Genomic DNA, 16,968 nt, shown 5'->3' with positions numbered 1-16,968 from the left:
TTTTGGCTTATTTTTGATAGGTTGTGCCGTGTTTATCGTTTACTATTCCAATCAACTTGAAAAACAGAAAGAGATTCTTGCCGAATTGTTTAACACAATGCCAAAGGAAGATCCTTTTCAGCAAGATATTATTCTGGTGCAAAGTCCCGGTATGGCGCAATGGTTACAGATGGAATTAGCCAAGAAAAACGGCATTTCCGCCAATTTAACCTTTCCAATGCCGGCGACGTTTATTTGGCAACTTTACAAAGATAATTTACCTTTCGTTTCTTTACAGAATCCTTTTGATAAAGACAGTATGATGTGGCGTTTAATGGGATTAATACCTCATTTTTTAGATCGGGAAGAATTCGAGCCTTTACGTCATTATTTATCCTCTTCGCCTTATTCGGAACAATACAAACTCTATCAATTAAGTAGCAAAATTGCCGATTTATTTGACCAATATTTGGTTTATCGTCCCGAGTGGATTTTTGCTTGGGAAAGAGAGGAAGATGAGAAAATTGCCGCACAAATCAAAAGGCAACAAGCTCATTTAAATGATGTGTTGTTGCAACAAATTCAAGGAAATGTGACTTGGCAGGGTATATTGTGGCGGGCATTGGTTGCAAAGGTAAAAACGGATACCGGTGAGCAAGCCACACACCGCGCGGCTTTGCACGAGAAATTTCTCACCTTATTAAACGATAAAAATCAACCCAAAAAACTGCCTAATCGTCTCTTTATTTTTGGTATCTCAGCGTTGCCAACGGCTTATTTATCCATTTTACAGGCAATGTCATTAGAGGTAGATATTCATCTGTTTTTTAATAATCCAAGTCAGGAATATTGGGGGGATATTCGTGATTTACGGATGGATTATCTTAGCAATCGTGTACGTCGTCATTATCAAAAACAACAGGAAATTCAACCGCTCTTTTCCAATAGTCAGATTTCTGCATTGACAGACAATAATCTTGAAACTACCTATTATGAGGAAAAACTGCAAAACGGCAATCCGCTGCTTGCCGCTTGGGGGAAGATGGGGCGTGATTTTCTTTACACATTGCTTAAGGATGAAGAACGCATTCCCACCTATGCACTGAATGCTTATGAGGAAATTCCGAATAGGACGTTACTCGGGCAATTACAATCCCATATTTTGCATTTAACCAATCAACCTTTAAACATTGCAAAAAACGACCGTAGTTTAAGCATACACGCTCGTCACAGCGCAATGCGTGAGGTGGAAGTATTGCATGATTATTTACTGGATTTGTTTAATCAAAATCCATTGCTTACTCCAAAAGATATTGTGGTTATGGTGGCGGACATTAATCATTACACCCCTTATATTCAATCCGTTTTTGGTAATAAAAATGGTGATGTGCCGCTGATTCCTTTTTCCATTTCCGATAACAAATTATCGGAAAGTGATGCTTTGGTTTCTTGTTATCTCTCGTTATTACATTTAAAAGAAAGCACCTTTAGTGCGGAACAAATACTCGCTTTATTGGATATTCCCGCCGTACATCAGCGTTTTAACATTTCGCTTTCCGATTTACCCCTAATCCGTGAATGGGTGGCTGATGCGGGAATCCGTTTTGGTTTACAAAAAAATCAAGACGGGACAAATTTTAATTCTTGGCAAGCAGGCTTAGAACGTATGCTATTAGGCTATGCGATGCGTGAAGAGCACGGTATTTGGCAAGACAGCCTCGGGTTTGACAGTAGCTATGGTTTAAAGGGCGTGTTAGCCGGATATTTGTCGCATTTTTTCACCGTGCTTTCCGCTTGGTATGAAATGCTTCAAGAAGCCCATTCCATGAAAAAATGGCAACAAATATTAAGCGCACTTTTGCAGGATTTTTTTGTACAAAATGAAGAAAACCATGACAGCCTCCTTTATATTCAGGAAAAAATTAATGAGGTGACGGAGCAATTAGAGGAGCTTCATTTTAATACTTTATTGCAATCGGATGTAATCGCCGATGTGATGAGGATAAAGTTGGAGGATACGCCGAATAGCCTGAAATTTTTAGCCGGTAAAGTCAATTTCTGTACACTATTGCCAATGCGTGCCGTTCCGTTCAGAGTGGTTTGCTTATTGGGGATGAACGAGGCTGATTACCCTCGCAGACAAACGCCAAACAGTTTTGATCTAATGCAATATCATCATCAAAAAGGTGATCGGGTGCGGCGTGATGACGATCGTTATTTATTCCTTGAAGCCTTGCTTGCCGCACGGGATTATTGCTACATCAGTTATATTGGTCGTTCAATTATTGATAACCAAAGCAAAGAGCCCTCCATACTGGTTAGCCAATTATTGGATTATATTAATCAGGGGCAAACGAACGAGGGAAAATTGTCTATTCAACAACATACGATGACGGCATTTAGCCCGAGTAATTTTAAAAATAGCGATAATTTTAACCGCTCTTTCGCCGCTAAATGGTTGCCCATAGCCAAGATGACAGGGCATAAATCACAAAAAGAATTTGTTACGCTGATGGAAAATACGGAATCCATAACGGAAATCGAGTTGGATCGCTTTGTAGGTTTTGTGGAAAATCCGGTGAAATTTTTCTTTGAAAAACAGCTTGGGGTGTATTTTCGTGATGAAGACGATCGTATTGCCGACAGCGAAAATTTCACCTTAACCGGATTGGATAAATATGCGCTTAATAATCATCTGCTGTATCTTGATGAAAGTGAGTTCGACCGATATTTTGCCCAAGCTAATGTGAAAGGGGTATTACCTCGTGCGCAATTTGGTCAAGTCGCGGCGGAAACCTTGTGTGAGACCGTATTGGAATTTAAACATAAAATCACGGATCTGGATAAACCGCACAATGCCTCTGTCGATTTCACATTGAATGTTCCTTGGCAAGGCAAAACACAAGCAATCCGCCTATTTGGTTATATGCAAAATCTTTTCGGTGAAACAAATCAAGTGATTGAATGGCGTTTTGCGAACTATAAAGAGCGTTATTGTATTCGCCCTTGGATTTATTATTTGATCCAATCTGTCACGCAGGAAAATACTCTGCCGGCAAAATTAATTACACAAGATCAAACCATTGAATTACCGCAAGTGGAGCGGGAGAGCGCATTAACCCAGTTGCAAATTTACGCACAGGCGTATTTGCAAAGTCAGTTGGAAATCCAGCTTGTTCCAACGATTGACAAAATCACCGAATTTATTGAAAAAGATGAAAGTGCGGTCAATGTTGAGGTTGTTTTGGCGAAATTAAGAAAATTAACCGAAGATGAAAAGCAAAGAAATTATACAAAGAAAGCCGATCCTTATTGGTCTCGTGTATTGGCTCAAACGACAAAATTTGATCAGCAGGAAAACCTGATGGTATTAGTAAAACAAACGACAGATTGGTTTGGCGTGTTATTTGCAAAAGACGCTAAGAAGTCAAGTAATAAAAAATAAAGTAAATCGTCAACACGGACTTTTTTTGCTAAGATAAGTGCCCGTTTTTGAGAGGATCTCCTATGCGTTGCCCATTTTGTTCTACTGAAGAAACTAAAGTCATTGATAGTCGGTTAGTATCCGATGGTTATCAAGTCCGCCGCCGCCGTGAGTGCGGTCATTGTCACGAACGTTTTACTACCTTTGAAACCGCTGAGTTGGTTATACCGAAAATTATTAAAAACGATGGCTCGCGGGAGCCTTTTAATGAAGACAAACTTCGCAGTGGTATTCAGCATGCTTTGGAAAAACGCCCTGTCAGTTCAGATGATGTAGAAAAAGCGATTAGCCACATTATTTTGCAGCTACGTGCGACAGGTGAGCGTGAAGTGCCTAGCCAACTCGTCGGCAAATTGGCAATGAATGAATTAAAAGAAATGGATAAGGTCGCATATATTCGTTTTGCTTCGGTGTATTTGAGCTTTGATAATATTAATCAATTTACCAAAGAAATTGAAAGTTTGAAGGATTAATGATGTCTGATAAATTTACCGTTCAAGACACGCAATTTATGCAACGGGCTTTGGATTTAGCGGCAAAAGGAATTTACACGACAACGCCAAATCCTGCGGTGGGTTGCGTATTAGTGAAAAATGGTGAGATTGTCGGGGAAGGTTTTCATTTTAAGACGGGGCAACCTCATGCGGAACGGGTTGCGTTGGCGCAAGCAGGTGAAAAGGCAAAAGGGGCAATCGCTTATGTTACCTTGGAGCCTTGTTCCCATTATGGTCGCACGCCGCCTTGCGCATTGGGTTTAATTGAAGCAGGTGTTGTGAAAGTTGTCGCGGCAATGGAAGATCCAAATCCGCAGGTGGCGGGTAGAGGACTGAAAATGCTTGCCGAAGCCGGTATTAAAAGTGCGGTCAATTTACTAAAAGATTCTGCGGAAAAGTTGAATAACGGTTTTTTAAAACGTATGCGGGAAGGAACGCCTTTTGTACAGCTTAAATTAGCGATGAGCCTTGACGGTAAAACGGCTATGGCAAGCGGAGAAAGTAAATGGATTACCGGTTCCGCCTCACGTGCCGATGTGCAGAAAATGCGGGCAAAATCATCCGCACTTTTATCCACTTCCGCTACTGTTTTAGCTGATGATCCCAGCCTAAATGTGCGGTGGGAGGATTTTCCTGTTGATCTCAAACAAGAATATGCGAAAGAAACCGTGCGTCAGCCTGTGCGTATTATTTTAGATTCACAACATCGCATTCAGCCAAGCCATAAATTATTTGAAACCGTGTCACCGGTGTGGTTGGTTTCAAGTGAAGCGCGTGATCTTGCGGGTTTTCCCGAGTTTTGTGAGCAAATTGTCTTGCCTCAAGATAATCTCTTATCGGAATTAATGGTTGAATTAGGAAAACGTCAAATTAATAGTCTTTGGGTCGAAGCGGGAAAAAATTTGGCCGGTAGTTTGATTGAGCAAAAATTGGTGGATGAACTGATTCTCTATATTGCCCCAAAATTATTGGGCGAACAAGCTCGTGGTTTATGTAACTTGCCTCATTTGACACAATTAGCTGAGGCTCCTCTATGGCAACTTAACGAATTTCAACAAATTGGTGATGACATAAAATTAACTTATACGCCAAAAGGATCTTAAATGCTTAAAAAACTTGTTTATTCCGCTCTTTGGGGATTAGCTGCTGCCGGCATAATTCTCTTTGCTGTGCCAAGAATAAATAGCAGCAATATTTTTACCTCTGATGACATTGTTTCTTTCAAAAATGCGGTGCGTATCGCATCGCCTGCGGTAGTCAATGTGTACAATCGCTCTTTCTCATCAGCCAGTATTAACGATAATGATCAACTGCAAGTGAATAATTTGGGATCGGGTGTTATTATGAGTAAAGACGGCTATATTCTCACCAATAAACACGTGATCCAAAATGCCGATCAGATTGTGGTGGCATTACAGAATGGTAATATTTATGAAGCAAACCTGATCGGTTCCGATAATTTAACGGATCTTGCGGTGTTGAAAATTCATGCCGATAATCTTTCTACTATTCCACAAAATGCGAATCGCCAAGTTCATGTCGGGGATGTCGCTCTGGCGATTGGCAATCCTTATAATCTTGGACAAAGCGTTTCTCAGGGAATTATTAGTGCCGTAGGACGAAGTGCGGTGGGGGATTCTCTTGGCAGACAAAATTTTATTCAAACGGATGCTTCAATTAATCGTGGTAATTCAGGTGGTGCGTTAATTAATTCAGCCGGTGAGCTGGTTGGAATCAGCACCTTGAGTATCGGTAAAACGTCAACGGAAATTGCCGAAGGTCTAAATTTCGCCATTCCGATGGATATTGCAAATGATGTTTTGCATAAAATTATCCGCGACGGACGTGTCATTCGAGGTTATTTTGGCGTACAAAGCGAGATTAATTCCAGTGCGGAACAAGGAATTTTGATTACGGGCGTTACACCGAATAGTCCCGCCTCAAAAGCCGGTATTCAAGTAGGCGATGTTATCTTAAAACTGAATAATCAAGAGGGCATTTCAACCCGTGAAATGATGCAAATTATTTCCAATACCAAACCGAATACAAGAGTAACGGTAACAGTAATGCGTTTAGGACGAGTGTTTGATTTGTCTGTGATGGTGGAAGAGCTTCCGTCTAATTAGAGGAGATATGGAGATTAAAACCAGTCATTTTTTTGCTTGTTTAGACCGTTTGCGTTTGATTCAACGTTGGTCATTAATGCGCAACATTGAAAAAGAAAATTTGGCAGAGCATAGCTTGCAAGTCGCATTTGTCGCACAAGCGTTAGCGATTATTAAAAATAAATTTTTTGATGGTCGGTTTAATTCGGAACGGATCGCCGTTATGGCGATGTATCATGATACATCTGAAATTTTTACCGGTGATTTGCCGACACCGATTAAATATTTCAACCCTGAAATCACTCAAGCCTATAAACAAATTGAGAGCGCGGCGGAACTTCATTTAATCAGTCTTTTACCGCAAGCACTCCAAGCTGATTTTGCCCCTTATTTAGACAGTGAAACCTTTTCTGATGAGGAAAAGCATTTAGTGAAACAGGCGGATTTAATTTGTGCTTATATTAAAGCACAATTTGAGCTGGAGAATGGCAATCAAGAATTTAAAAGCGCAAAAACAAGATTGGAAAGCCTAATGCAACAATGGCATAGCCAAGAAATGGATTACTTCTTACAAGTTTTTATGCCAAGTTTCGGGCGTTCATTGGATGAGATTGCATTGTAGCAATCATTATATACAGACACTTTTAGAAGTGCGGTCAATTTTTCAAATAAAAATGGCGTTAATTAAAACGCCATTTTTTTATGCTAAATCACCACTGAACCAACAATACTTCGGGTTGCTTCTTTTACTTCCGTGAGTTTTACACGCACAATATCCCCGATTTTGTATGCCCGTTCACCTTTAATGTAGAGGGCGAGTTCATCGGTATTCACTTGGATTTCCTCTTTATTATTATGAAGGGTAGAGGCCGGCACAAACATTGACGCACCATTTTCTAATAATTGAACCCGTAATCCTCCCCGCATAACATCTTGCACTTCAGCATCAAATTCTGCATTTTCAGCCACTTTATCGACAAGATAGCGACAATATAACCAATCGGCAATATCACGTTCTACCAAGCGATTTTGGCGGCGGGCTTCTTGCAAGCGTGCTAACACTTCGTCTTGTGGTTTTTCATAAGGTTGTTGTGTCAGTACGGCTTTGATTAAGCGGTGATTCACCATATCGGAATATTTACGAATTGGTGATGTCCAAGTGGCATATCCTTCCAAGCCCAGACCAAAGTGCGCTGCTAATTCTGCTTTAAATTCGGCAAAGGTTAAATAGCGGCGCAAGCGTAATTCGAGATAATCGCCGTCAATAGGTTCGATATCGTGACGCATTTGGCAATAGCCATTTAATGTTGATAAATTTTCCGTAGAATAACGCTCATTAAGTTCCGATTGATTTTCTTCGTTAGCCAAATTTGCCATTAAGAAATGATGGGCGTTTTCCAAGAATTTTTTATCAAAACCGCTATGAGTGTTGAAGATACCGGTTTTTGTCTGTTCATTTAAGAATTGTGCCGCACAAATATTCGCAATAATCATTGATTCTTCTACAATTTGATTTGCAATGCGGCGGTGTTCCGCTTTGATCTCTTGCACTTTGCCATTTTCAGCCAGCACAAAAGAATAATCCGGTTTTTCTTTGAACAATAGCGAATGGGTTTTACGCCAGTTGATCCGTGCTAATGTAAATTGGTGTAGGCGATGAATTTGCTCGGTAATTTCAGTGGTTTCCGGTTGCCACGCATTGGGTACTTGTTCTAAATAATCAGAAACTTTGTTATAGGCAAGTTTGGCTTTTGATTGTACATGAGCCGAAACAAAATACGGTTTTGCCGTGATATTACCTTGTAAATCCGTTTCAATATAGCAAACGAGGGCTGGACGGGTTTCATTTGCCATTAAAGAGCAGAGTTCATCGGAAAGCTCACGTGGCAACATGGGAATATTAAAACCGGGAAGATAATTAGTGAAACAACGTTGCTTCGCATCTTTTTCGATTTGTGAATCAAGGGCGATATAAGCTGTCGGGTCGGCAATCGCAACGACTAATTTCCAACCGATTTGCTCACCATTTTGTTCAACAGGCTCAATATAGAGAGCATCATCCATATCTTGTGTGCTTTCACTGTCAATGGTAACAAAATGAAGTGCGGTCAAATCTTCACGTGTTTGTTGATCAAGCATTTCATAATGCTCGGCACCTTGTACCGGATAACGGGATTGTTCGTGACGGGCAAGAGTGACCCACCAAGGGGCAAATTCATCATCTGCACGGCAAATAAATTGGTTAATCGTGGCATAGAAAAAGCGATCATCACGCAATGGGTGAGTTTTCAGGTTAGCAACAACCCAATCGCCTTCTTGCAATTCTTCTTTTACAGACTTGGCTTGTTGCGCACCAATAGGCTGATTAATGCTTGGGTGATCGACCAACACTTGTAATTTCTTGTCTTTATTGAACCGCACTTTTGCAATAAAACGGGTCAGCATAGGTTCGATCAAGGATTCTGGTTCGGCTTGTTCTTTGTCACCTTGTTTTTCAATTGTGGCGGTAATTTTATCGCCGTGCATCACTTTTTTCATCGCAGGTGGCGCAATAAAATAGGTTTTCTTATCACATTCTAAAAAACCATAGGCTTTGTCGGTGCTTTTCACTACACCTTCTACACGCTCTTTGCTTTCGTGAATTTGTTGTTTGAGTTGTGCGAGTAATGGATTGTCTTGGAACATAGTTATATTTTAAAAAAGAGAAAAGGCAGACCGAAAAGTCTGCCCAAAATAAATGAGATGAAAATTATTCTTCACCTAATTCGCCCATTGCGGTGATACTAAAACCGGCATCAACATGAACGATTTCGCCTGTAATACCGGAAGCAAGATCGGAACATAAAAACGCAGCGGAGTTACCTACATCTTCGATTGTCACTGTGCGGCGTAATGCTGCGGTTTTCTCAAAGGCAGAAAGCATTTTCTTGAAGTTTTTAATGCCTGAGGCGGCTAATGTACGAATCGGGCCGGCAGAAATCGCATTAACACGGATTCCGTCTTTGCCTAAATCCGCAGCCATCACGCGAGTTGCCGCTTCTAATGAGGCTTTTGCCAAACACATTACATTGTAATTAGGGATAGCACGTTCTGCCCCTAAATAAGAAAGGGTTAATAAGGCAGCGTTTGGATTTAAATAAGGGCGTGCGGCTTGTGCCATTGCCACAAAGCTATATGCGCTGATATCGTGAGCAATACGGTAGCCCTCACGGGTTGCAGCATTGACATAATCACCGTCTAATTGATCGCCTGGTGCAAAAGCAATGGCGTGCACGAAACCGTCAAATTTATCCCAATGTTTACTTAATTCGGCAAAGCAGTTTTGGATACTTTCATCGGTTGCCACATCTAAAGGAAGCACAATATCAGAACCGAATTCTTTGGCAAATTCTTCTACGCGCGGTTGTAATTTTTCGTTTAGATAAGTGAAAGCAAGTTCTGCACCTTGCTCTTTCATTGATTTTGCGATTCCGTAAGCAATGGAACGATTGCTTGCCAGACCGGTGACTAAAATTCGTTTACCTGTTAAGAAACCCATGTTTTTTCCTATTGGTTGAATAAAAATTGGGTGGATTATACCTGTTTTGCCTATTTTGAGCAATGAAACGGCTTTTTGGTTGAACCAGTATATTACGCCGGATTATCAATATCCTTGAATTCCACATCAAAGCCATATTCTTTTGCCAGCCACTCGCCGAGAGCCTTGATGCCGTAGCGTTCGGTGGCATGATGGCCGGCTGCAAAGAAATGGATACCTTGTTCACGGGCTGAGTGGATGGTTTGTTCCGAGACCTCACCGGTAATAAACGCATCACAACCTTGTGCTGCCGCGAGGTCGATATAACCCTGTCCTCCTCCGGTACAAATACCGATTTTGCGAATAAAGTGCGGTCCGTTTTCGGTGCAAATTAACGGTTTACGTTGAAGAACCTGTTCAATACGGGCGGCAAATTCTTCTGCTGTTATTGGTTTGTTTAATTCTCCCCAAACGGGAATGCTTGTCGGAGTATTTTCTAACGGTTGTAAATTTTCGATACCGAGTAGTTTGGCAAGTTGTGCATTATTGCCAAGTTCAGGATGTACGTCCAATAGCAAATGATAGCCATATAAATTGATGTCATTGACTAATAAGGTTTTGATTCGTTTACCTTTCATTCCTCGAATGCAAGGATTTTCGCTTTTCCAAAAATATCCGTGATGTACCAGCAAGGCGTCGGCTTGTTGTTCAACCGCATAATCAATTAAGGCTTGGCTGGCGGTTACACCCGTGATGATTTTTTTTATGGCTGTTTTGCCTTCTACTTGTAAGCCGTTCGGGGCATAGTCGGAAATTTGATTTGAATTGAGCGTTTGGTTGAGAAGTTGTTCAAGTTCAAGATTATTCATAAATAAAAGAGAAATGGGAAAACGATGGCGTATAGTACGAAATTTAAAAAAAAATGGCTAGTGCAAAAAGTTTGTTGGAAGTATTGCACTAGCCCTGTTTTACTACTTATTTTTTATTCAATGCCCACTAGTTTATGAGTCTGTAAACTTAATTGCCATTTGGGCTTATTCGTGCGCTGATTGAGTTTGCCTAACTGAGTGATGGTTTCCAGTAAATTCATTTTGCCGTCAATGTCACAAGGGGAGAGATAATAGTGTTGCGCACGGATTTTTTGTTCTATCAGTTCACAAAAAGGTAAGACATTTTCATCTGCTACAACGCGTACTTCATCGGCAGATTCAATGCAACGTTGCTCGTATTTGTGCATATAAAGACGCTTTGGACTGGTGGCAATATAGTCGATTTGTGGCGGAATTGCTTTTAAGCCGTTGGTTTCAATGGCGAGAAAATAGCCGTCGGTTTTGAATTGATCGAGTAGCAATTCAATTTTGGGCACAATGGTGGGTTCGCCACCGGTGATGATAATATTCTTCGCCGAAAACGACCGCACTTTTGCCAGAATCTGTGAAGCAGACCAGCGTTCAAATTGGTTATAAGGCGTATCGCACCAAGGGCAGGCGAGATTACATTTACCAAAACGAACAAAAATGCTGGGCATACCCGTATTGAAGCCTTCCCCTTGCAGGCTTTCAAAAATTTCCACAATATTAAAGTGCGGTTTTAAAACCGCTTGATTTTTCACCGCACTTTACTCCGAATATTCACAAAAAGAAGTGGGAGTTTCCCACAAACGGATTGCTGAAACCGCGAGTTTTTCATCATATTTCAATCGGTTAAAAATGAATCGAGCCATTTCTTCAGCGGTCGTGCGAAAAGGTACGGCAAAAGTTTTTGAATTTAGTTCTTGCAATAATGCGGCGATTTTACTTTCCCGTTCACTGGTTTGATCGTAAATAAAAGCGTGATCCATGGGATCTAAAATGGCTTTTTTCACGGTATTTTTTAAATCGGAAAAATCCATAACCATAGATTTTTTCGCCCCATTTTCGTGCAAGTCGCCGGTGATTTCCACTTGTAATTTGTAAGTGTGTCCATGTAGATTTTGGCATTTACCATCGTGATTATCTAATAAATGCGCCATATCAAAACTGAACTCTTTGGAAATTTTAAACATTTTTTTCACCGCCCTTTTGTCGCAAATATTGTTGTAACCCTTTGTTGCGTAATTCACAACTCGGGCAGTTACCACAGCCGCCTTCCACGCCTTCATAGCAAGTATGGGAATGCTGTTGAACGTAATCTAACACGCCTAATTCATCAGCAAGTTGCCAAGTTTGGGCTTTAGTAAGATACATTAAAGGCGTTTTAATATTGAATTGGTAATCCATGGCAAGATTGAGCGTCACATTCATCGACTTGACGAAAACATCACGGCAATCGGGATAACCGCTAAAATCTGTTTCACATACTCCTGTGATGATGTCTTGAATCCCTTGCCCCTTTGCGTAAATTGCCGCATAAAGTAAAAATAAGGCATTTCGACCATCGACAAAGGTGTTTGGCAGTTCGTGATTTTTTTGTTCGATTTTGGTTTGTTGATCGATTAAAGCGTTATGGGTAATGGCTTTTATAACGGATGTATCAACTAAGGTTTGTTTTATGCCAAGATCTTGGGCAATCCACTGTGCTTTTTCTAGCTCAACGGCGTGTCGCTGACCATATTGAAAGGTGATAGTTTCGACATTTTCTTTGCCGTAATCGGCTATGGCTTGAAATAGACAGGTGGTGGAATCTTGCCCGCCGGAAAAGATCACGACCGCCTTACGGTTATGGTTTGGGTTTGAAATATTCATTTTAGTACCTAGTTTTGTTAGGGCGCAGTTATATTTTAATGCGTCCATGTAGGAGGTTTGCGAACTACATAAGGCGTGCATTGTAGAGGGGATGGCGTATTTTATCAAGTTATTACAGTATGTTTGTGGCAAATCTAAGTTGTTTGAAAATGAATGATAAGATGATTTTGGATATATCGGATTTTTACGGGAGTGGTTGGCGTACCGAGATTATGTTAGAATCCGCAGCGGTTTAATCATAGTAAACAAAGGTAGATGTCATGAAGAAATTATTATTCGTTGTTGTGGGAGCATTGCTTATTTCTGCTTGTGCCAATAAAGACGTGTATTTTAACGGTTCGGAAGGATCTCATTCCGGTATGAAATTTGATAAAGACACCCGTCATTGGGGTGTAAATCGTTGAGGAGAATGTTTAAAGTGCGGTTAATTTTAACCGCACTTTTGTTTTTATTTAGACATTATTGTTCGGCATCGCTATGTTGTGATAGTTCTTCTTCATCTACATCACATATGCGCTCAAGACTCACCACATTTTCATTTTCTGCGGTACGGATTAAACGCACACCTTGAGTGTTACGGCCCACAATACTGACTTCACTTACACGGGTGCGAACAAGCGTACCGGCATCAGTGATTAGCATAATTTGATCGGTTTCTTCCACTTGGGTTGCGGCCACCACTTTACCGTTGCGTTCGCTCACCTTGATAGAAATCACCCCTTTGGTATTGCGTGATTTTGTCGGGTATTCGCTTAATTGAGTGCGTTTACCGTAACCGTTTTGTGTGGCGGTTAAGATCGCGCCTTCACCTTTTGGAATAACCAAGGAAACTACTTTGTCGATATTGAGATCTAAGGTATCTTCTGTGTTTTCATCGGAAACCTCGTCAATTTCGACCGCACTTTCATCTTCTGAAATATCGTTTGTTAAGGCGAGCTTAATGCCACGAACTCCGGTTGCTAAACGCCCCATTGCACGCACGGCAGTTTCAGAGAAACGCACCACACGGCCTTGAGACGAGAACAACATAATTTCATTGCTGCCGTCCGTAATATCGACGCCAATAAGTTCATCTTCGTCACGTAAATTCAAGGCAATGATACCGCTTGAACGTGGGCGGCTAAATTCAGTGAGGGCGATTTTCTTCACAATACCGCCTGCCGTTGCCATCACCACAAATTTGTCTTCTTCATAGGCAGAAACTGGCAGAATGGCGGTGATACGTTCATTTTCTTGTAACGGCAGAATGTTTACAATTGGACGACCACGTGCGCCACGGCTGGCTTGTGGAAGTTGATACACTTTCAACCAATACAAACGCCCACGGCTTGAGAAGCAGAGAATGGTGTCGTGGGTATTGGCAACCAAGAGTTTCTCGATGAAATCTTCTTCTTTCATCTTCGTCGCTGATTTTCCTTTCCCGCCACGGCGTTGCGCTTCATAATCGGTCAGTGGTTGATATTTCACATAACCTTCATGGGAAAGCGTCACTACCACATCTTCTTGAGCGATAAGATCTTCTAAATCAATATCTCCCGAAGCTGTGGTAATTTCCGTTAAACGTTCATCACCAAATTGTGATTTCACTTCTTCCAATTCTTCACGGATCACTTCCATCAAACGTTCGGCACTGCCTAAAATATGCAGAAGATCGGCAATTTTTACCAATAATTCTTGGTATTCCTTAACTACCTCTTCAAAGGCGATGCCGGTTAAACGGTGTAAGCGAAGTTCTAAAATCGCATTGACCTGTGCCGGTGATAAATAATACTGTTCACCCTGAATACCTAGGTTTTCCTCAAGATCGTCCGGACGGGCAGTGATATCGAGCAAATTGATAATATCGCTGTGCAATGCCCAAGAACGTGAACTAATGGCGTTAGCGGCTTCCTCTCGGTTTTTGGAATTGCGGATAATGGCGATCATTTCATCAATATTAGAGCGTGCCACCGCTAAACCTTCTAAAATATGGGTACGCTCGCGCGCTTTCCGAAGTTCAAAAATTGAGCGACGGGTTACCACCTCACGACGGTGCAACACGAAGGCTTCAATGATTTCTTTCAGATTGAATAAACGCGGCTGACCATGATCCAAGGCAACCATATTGATCCCGAAGGTTACCTGCATTTGGGTGAGAGAATAAAGGTGGTTTAATACCACTTCACCTACGGCATCGCGTTTGATATCGATCTCAATACGAATCCCTTCTTTGTTGGAAAGGTCGGTAATATTGCTGATACCTTCAATTTTTTTCTCGCGAATAAGCTCGGCAATTTTTTCCACCAATTTTGCTTTGTTTACTTGGTAAGGTAATTCAGACACGATAATTTGTTCGCGGCCTTTATCATTGGTTTCGACACTAGCCCGTGCGCGAACATAGACTTTACCATGACCGGTACGATAGGCTTCTTCAATACCCTTACGCCCATTGATTAAGGCGGCGGTAGGGAAGTCCGGCCCTGGAATATATTGCATTAATTCATCAATAGTGATGTCGTTGTTATCAATATAAGCCAAGCAACCGTTTAATATTTCATTGAGGTTATGTGGCGGAATATTGGTTGCCATCCCTACCGCAATACCGGATGATCCGTTTGCAAGCAATGCAGGAATACGGGTAGGCAATACATCAGGAATCATTAATTCGCCATCATAGTTTGGCGAGAAATTGACGGTTTCTTTATCTAAATCCGTGAGCAACGCTTGGGTAATTTTTTGCATACGCACTTCGGTATAACGCATCGCCGCCGGCGCATCACCATCAATCGAACCAAAGTTACCTTGCCCGTCTACCAACATATAACGCAGTGAGAACGGTTGTGCCATACGGACGATAGTGTAATACACGGCAGAATCACCATGAGGGTGATATTTACCGATAACGTCCCCGACGACACGAGCCGATTTGACATATTTTTTATTTGCCGTATTGCCCTCGCGATCCATTGAAAATAATACGCGACGATGTACGGGTTTTAAACCGTCACGTACATCAGGTAAAGCTCGTCCGACAATCACAGACATGGCATAGTCAAGATAGGAGGATTTGAGTTCTTCTTCAATATTGACAGGGGTAATTGAGGATTGAATTGAATCCGTCATGGGTATTCCTTTTTCGATCAAAAAATTGCAGGAATTGTATCATAAAAGCGGATTTTTCCCTAGTTTTCCCATGAAAAAACGGTGCTTTATCTTTGATAAAACACCGCTTTGGTAAAATTGCCGTCAAATAGACCGCACTTTTAAACTTATTGAACTAATAAATAAAAATTATTCTCCCCACGTAAGATATTTAATGCCACAGCAGACGGTTTTCCCTCTAAAATTTTACGTAAATCTTGGGTTGATTCTACCGCTTGGCGGTTTACGCCAATGATAATATCACCGGTTTTCAAACCGCGTTGAGCCGCAAGGGAATTCGGTTGAACTTTAGTGATTTCAATCCCTTTTATTCCTTTCGCATTGTAGTTATTTAATTCTGCACCGTCTAAGGCACGCAATTCAACATTGCTTGCACTCAATCCTTTGCCATCATCCGCTTGCAGTTTCACTTTAACATCTTGTGATTTGCCGTCTCGCAAATAGGTTAGCTCAATTTCTTTGCCGGCACCGGAAGTGGCGATTTTAGCCCGCATTTCTGCAAAACTTGAGATTTTTTGACCGTTCATTGCGGTGATCACATCACCGGCTTTAATACCGGCTTTTTCCGCAGCGGAATTAGGTAATACTTCACTCACAAATGCACCTTGTTGCGCATTCACGTTAAATGCTTTGGCTAAATCGGCATTTAATTCACCGCCTTTAATACCGAGTAAACCGCGACGTACTTCACCAAATTCTAAAATTTGTTGAACGATATTGTTCGCTTGGTTACTTGGAATTGCAAATGCAATGCCTGCATTACCGCCGCTTGGTGAAATAATCGCCGTATTGATACCGATTAATTCGCCGTTTAAGTTCACCAACGCACCGCCTGAGTTACCACGGTTTACTGCCGCATCCGTTTGAATGTAATTTTCATACGCACCGCTATCGGAACCTGTTGAACGGCCTAATGCGGATATAATACCGGAAGTCACGGTTTGTCCTAAGCCGAATGGATTACCGATAGCAACAGTGAAATCGCCTACACGTAATTTATCGGAGTCGGCAAATTTAAGTGCGGTCAAATTTGACGGTTTTTCAATTTGAATTAACGCAATATCCGACTGTTCGTCTTTTCCTACTAATTTTGCTTTAAATTCACGTCCGTCTTGTAAAGTAACGTTGATTTTATCTGCATCGTTAATCACATGGTTATTGGTTAGCACATAACCTTTATCCGCATTAATCACGACACCGGAGCCCAGACCACGAAAGTTACGCCCGCTACCGCGATTGCCAAATTGTTCGGCGAATTGATCGCCAAAGAAAAATTTAAATTCTTCAGGAATATCATCAGGTAGGAAAGAACGGCCGCTATTTTTTGCTTTACCTTCCACTGAAATTGTGACTACTGAAGGTTGTACTTTTTCAAGCATTGGGGCAAGACTATTTTGTTGGTTTACCACAAAACTCGGCAGGTTTGCCTGCACACTCACAGACGTACCTAGAACGCTTAAACCTAATGCAATACTGGTTAATATAAAATGTCTTTTTTTCATAGAATCTCCAAGTAAAACGATCT

The 16,968-nt window shown here is 41.3% G+C and carries 14 protein-coding genes; 6 read left to right on the top strand and 8 right to left on the bottom strand.

Annotation, left to right across the window (positions count from 1 at the left end; genetic code table 11):
* Positions 1-28 precede the first annotated feature (28 nt).
* The 5 genes from recC to yfbR all read left to right on the top strand — a co-directional run bounded on the left by recC (position 29) and on the right by yfbR (position 6,684).
* Positions 29-3,424 (top strand): exodeoxyribonuclease V subunit gamma, encoded by a 3,396-nt coding sequence (gene recC, locus PNEUHYL_RS00850; RefSeq protein ID WP_059368789.1) that lies wholly within the window; start codon positions 29-31, stop codon positions 3,422-3,424.
* A 62-nt stretch (positions 3,425-3,486) separates the two neighbouring features.
* Positions 3,487-3,936, top strand: coding sequence for a transcriptional regulator NrdR (nrdR, locus tag PNEUHYL_RS00845; protein WP_059365379.1), 450 nt, complete (start codon positions 3,487-3,489; stop codon positions 3,934-3,936).
* Between the two features lie 2 nt (positions 3,937-3,938).
* A complete protein-coding gene (gene ribD / locus PNEUHYL_RS00840; protein ID WP_059365378.1) occupies positions 3,939-5,060 on the top strand; it encodes a bifunctional diaminohydroxyphosphoribosylaminopyrimidine deaminase/5-amino-6-(5-phosphoribosylamino)uracil reductase RibD in 1,122 nt (373 codons plus the stop codon).
* Positions 5,061-6,083: an outer membrane-stress sensor serine endopeptidase DegS gene (degS, locus tag PNEUHYL_RS00835; protein WP_059365377.1), complete on the top strand. Its 1,023-nt coding sequence runs from the start codon at positions 5,061-5,063 to the stop codon at positions 6,081-6,083.
* A gap of 7 nt (positions 6,084-6,090) precedes the next feature.
* Complete coding sequence (gene yfbR, locus PNEUHYL_RS00830) at positions 6,091-6,684, top strand: 5'-deoxynucleotidase (RefSeq protein WP_059365376.1); 594 nt, start codon at positions 6,091-6,093, stop codon at positions 6,682-6,684.
* Between the two features lie 83 nt (positions 6,685-6,767).
* Here yfbR and rnb read toward each other — a convergent pair whose 3' ends face one another.
* The 6 genes from rnb to queC all read right to left on the bottom strand — a co-directional run bounded on the left by rnb (position 6,768) and on the right by queC (position 12,302).
* Positions 6,768-8,747, bottom strand: a complete 1,980-nt coding sequence (rnb, locus tag PNEUHYL_RS00825; RefSeq protein ID WP_059365375.1) for an exoribonuclease II — start codon at positions 8,745-8,747, stop codon at positions 6,768-6,770.
* A 64-nt stretch (positions 8,748-8,811) separates the two neighbouring features.
* Complete coding sequence (locus PNEUHYL_RS00820; RefSeq protein WP_018356566.1) at positions 8,812-9,600, bottom strand: enoyl-ACP reductase FabI; 789 nt, start codon at positions 9,598-9,600, stop codon at positions 8,812-8,814.
* A gap of 92 nt (positions 9,601-9,692) precedes the next feature.
* Complete coding sequence (locus tag PNEUHYL_RS00815; RefSeq protein ID WP_059365374.1) at positions 9,693-10,448, bottom strand: Nif3-like dinuclear metal center hexameric protein; 756 nt, start codon at positions 10,446-10,448, stop codon at positions 9,693-9,695.
* Positions 10,449-10,561: 113 nt separating this feature from the next.
* Positions 10,562-11,191, bottom strand: a complete 630-nt coding sequence (locus PNEUHYL_RS00810; RefSeq protein ID WP_059365373.1) for a 7-carboxy-7-deazaguanine synthase QueE — start codon at positions 11,189-11,191, stop codon at positions 10,562-10,564.
* Positions 11,192-11,197: 6 nt separating this feature from the next.
* On the bottom strand, positions 11,198-11,623 hold the full coding sequence (gene queD, locus PNEUHYL_RS00805) for a 6-carboxytetrahydropterin synthase QueD (RefSeq protein ID WP_059365372.1): 426 nt from the start codon (positions 11,621-11,623) through the stop codon (positions 11,198-11,200).
* On the bottom strand, positions 11,616-12,302 hold the full coding sequence (gene queC / locus PNEUHYL_RS00800; protein WP_059365371.1) for a 7-cyano-7-deazaguanine synthase QueC: 687 nt from the start codon (positions 12,300-12,302) through the stop codon (positions 11,616-11,618). Before queC ends, queD begins: the two co-directional genes overlap by 8 nt.
* 260 nt (positions 12,303-12,562) lie before the next feature.
* Here queC and PNEUHYL_RS13370 point away from each other — a divergent pair, with 260 nt between their 5' ends.
* Positions 12,563-12,706, top strand: a complete 144-nt coding sequence (locus PNEUHYL_RS13370; RefSeq protein WP_164703637.1) for a hypothetical protein — start codon at positions 12,563-12,565, stop codon at positions 12,704-12,706.
* Between the two features lie 55 nt (positions 12,707-12,761).
* Here PNEUHYL_RS13370 and gyrA read toward each other — a convergent pair whose 3' ends face one another.
* Both gyrA and PNEUHYL_RS00790 read right to left on the bottom strand, forming a co-directional pair.
* Positions 12,762-15,404: a DNA topoisomerase (ATP-hydrolyzing) subunit A gene (gyrA, locus tag PNEUHYL_RS00795; protein WP_059365370.1), complete on the bottom strand. Its 2,643-nt coding sequence runs from the start codon at positions 15,402-15,404 to the stop codon at positions 12,762-12,764.
* 146 nt (positions 15,405-15,550) lie between these two features.
* A complete protein-coding gene (locus PNEUHYL_RS00790; RefSeq protein ID WP_059365369.1) occupies positions 15,551-16,945 on the bottom strand; it encodes a DegQ family serine endoprotease in 1,395 nt (464 codons plus the stop codon).
* Positions 16,946-16,968 lie beyond the last annotated feature (23 nt).

The sequence above is a fragment of the Rodentibacter caecimuris genome (genome assembly GCF_001019715.1).
In the GTDB taxonomy this organism is placed as follows: domain Bacteria; phylum Pseudomonadota; class Gammaproteobacteria; order Enterobacterales; family Pasteurellaceae; genus Rodentibacter; species Rodentibacter caecimuris.
This window is presented reverse-complemented; position numbering and strand designations above follow the sequence as displayed.

Bases quoted from the DNA above. Each gene is read 5' to 3' on its own strand.
- nrdR (WP_059365379.1), top strand. From the start codon at position 3,487: ATGCGTTGCCCATTTTGTTCTACTGAAGAAACTAAAGTCATTGATAGT.
- PNEUHYL_RS00815 (WP_059365374.1), bottom strand. From the start codon at position 10,448: ATGAATAATCTTGAACTTGAACAACTTCTCAACCAAACGCTCAATTCA.
- PNEUHYL_RS00820 (WP_018356566.1), bottom strand. From the start codon at position 9,600: ATGGGTTTCTTAACAGGTAAACGAATTTTAGTCACCGGTCTGGCAAGC.
- degS (WP_059365377.1), top strand. From the start codon at position 5,061: ATGCTTAAAAAACTTGTTTATTCCGCTCTTTGGGGATTAGCTGCTGCC.
- ribD (WP_059365378.1), top strand. From the start codon at position 3,939: ATGTCTGATAAATTTACCGTTCAAGACACGCAATTTATGCAACGGGCT.
- PNEUHYL_RS13370 (WP_164703637.1), top strand. From the start codon at position 12,563: ATGAAGAAATTATTATTCGTTGTTGTGGGAGCATTGCTTATTTCTGCT.
- PNEUHYL_RS00790 (WP_059365369.1), bottom strand. From the start codon at position 16,945: ATGAAAAAAAGACATTTTATATTAACCAGTATTGCATTAGGTTTAAGC.
- yfbR (WP_059365376.1), top strand. From the start codon at position 6,091: ATGGAGATTAAAACCAGTCATTTTTTTGCTTGTTTAGACCGTTTGCGT.
- queC (WP_059365371.1), bottom strand. From the start codon at position 12,302: ATGAATATTTCAAACCCAAACCATAACCGTAAGGCGGTCGTGATCTTT.
- queD (WP_059365372.1), bottom strand. From the start codon at position 11,623: ATGTTTAAAATTTCCAAAGAGTTCAGTTTTGATATGGCGCATTTATTA.
- rnb (WP_059365375.1), bottom strand. From the start codon at position 8,747: ATGTTCCAAGACAATCCATTACTCGCACAACTCAAACAACAAATTCAC.
- gyrA (WP_059365370.1), bottom strand. From the start codon at position 15,404: ATGACGGATTCAATTCAATCCTCAATTACCCCTGTCAATATTGAAGAA.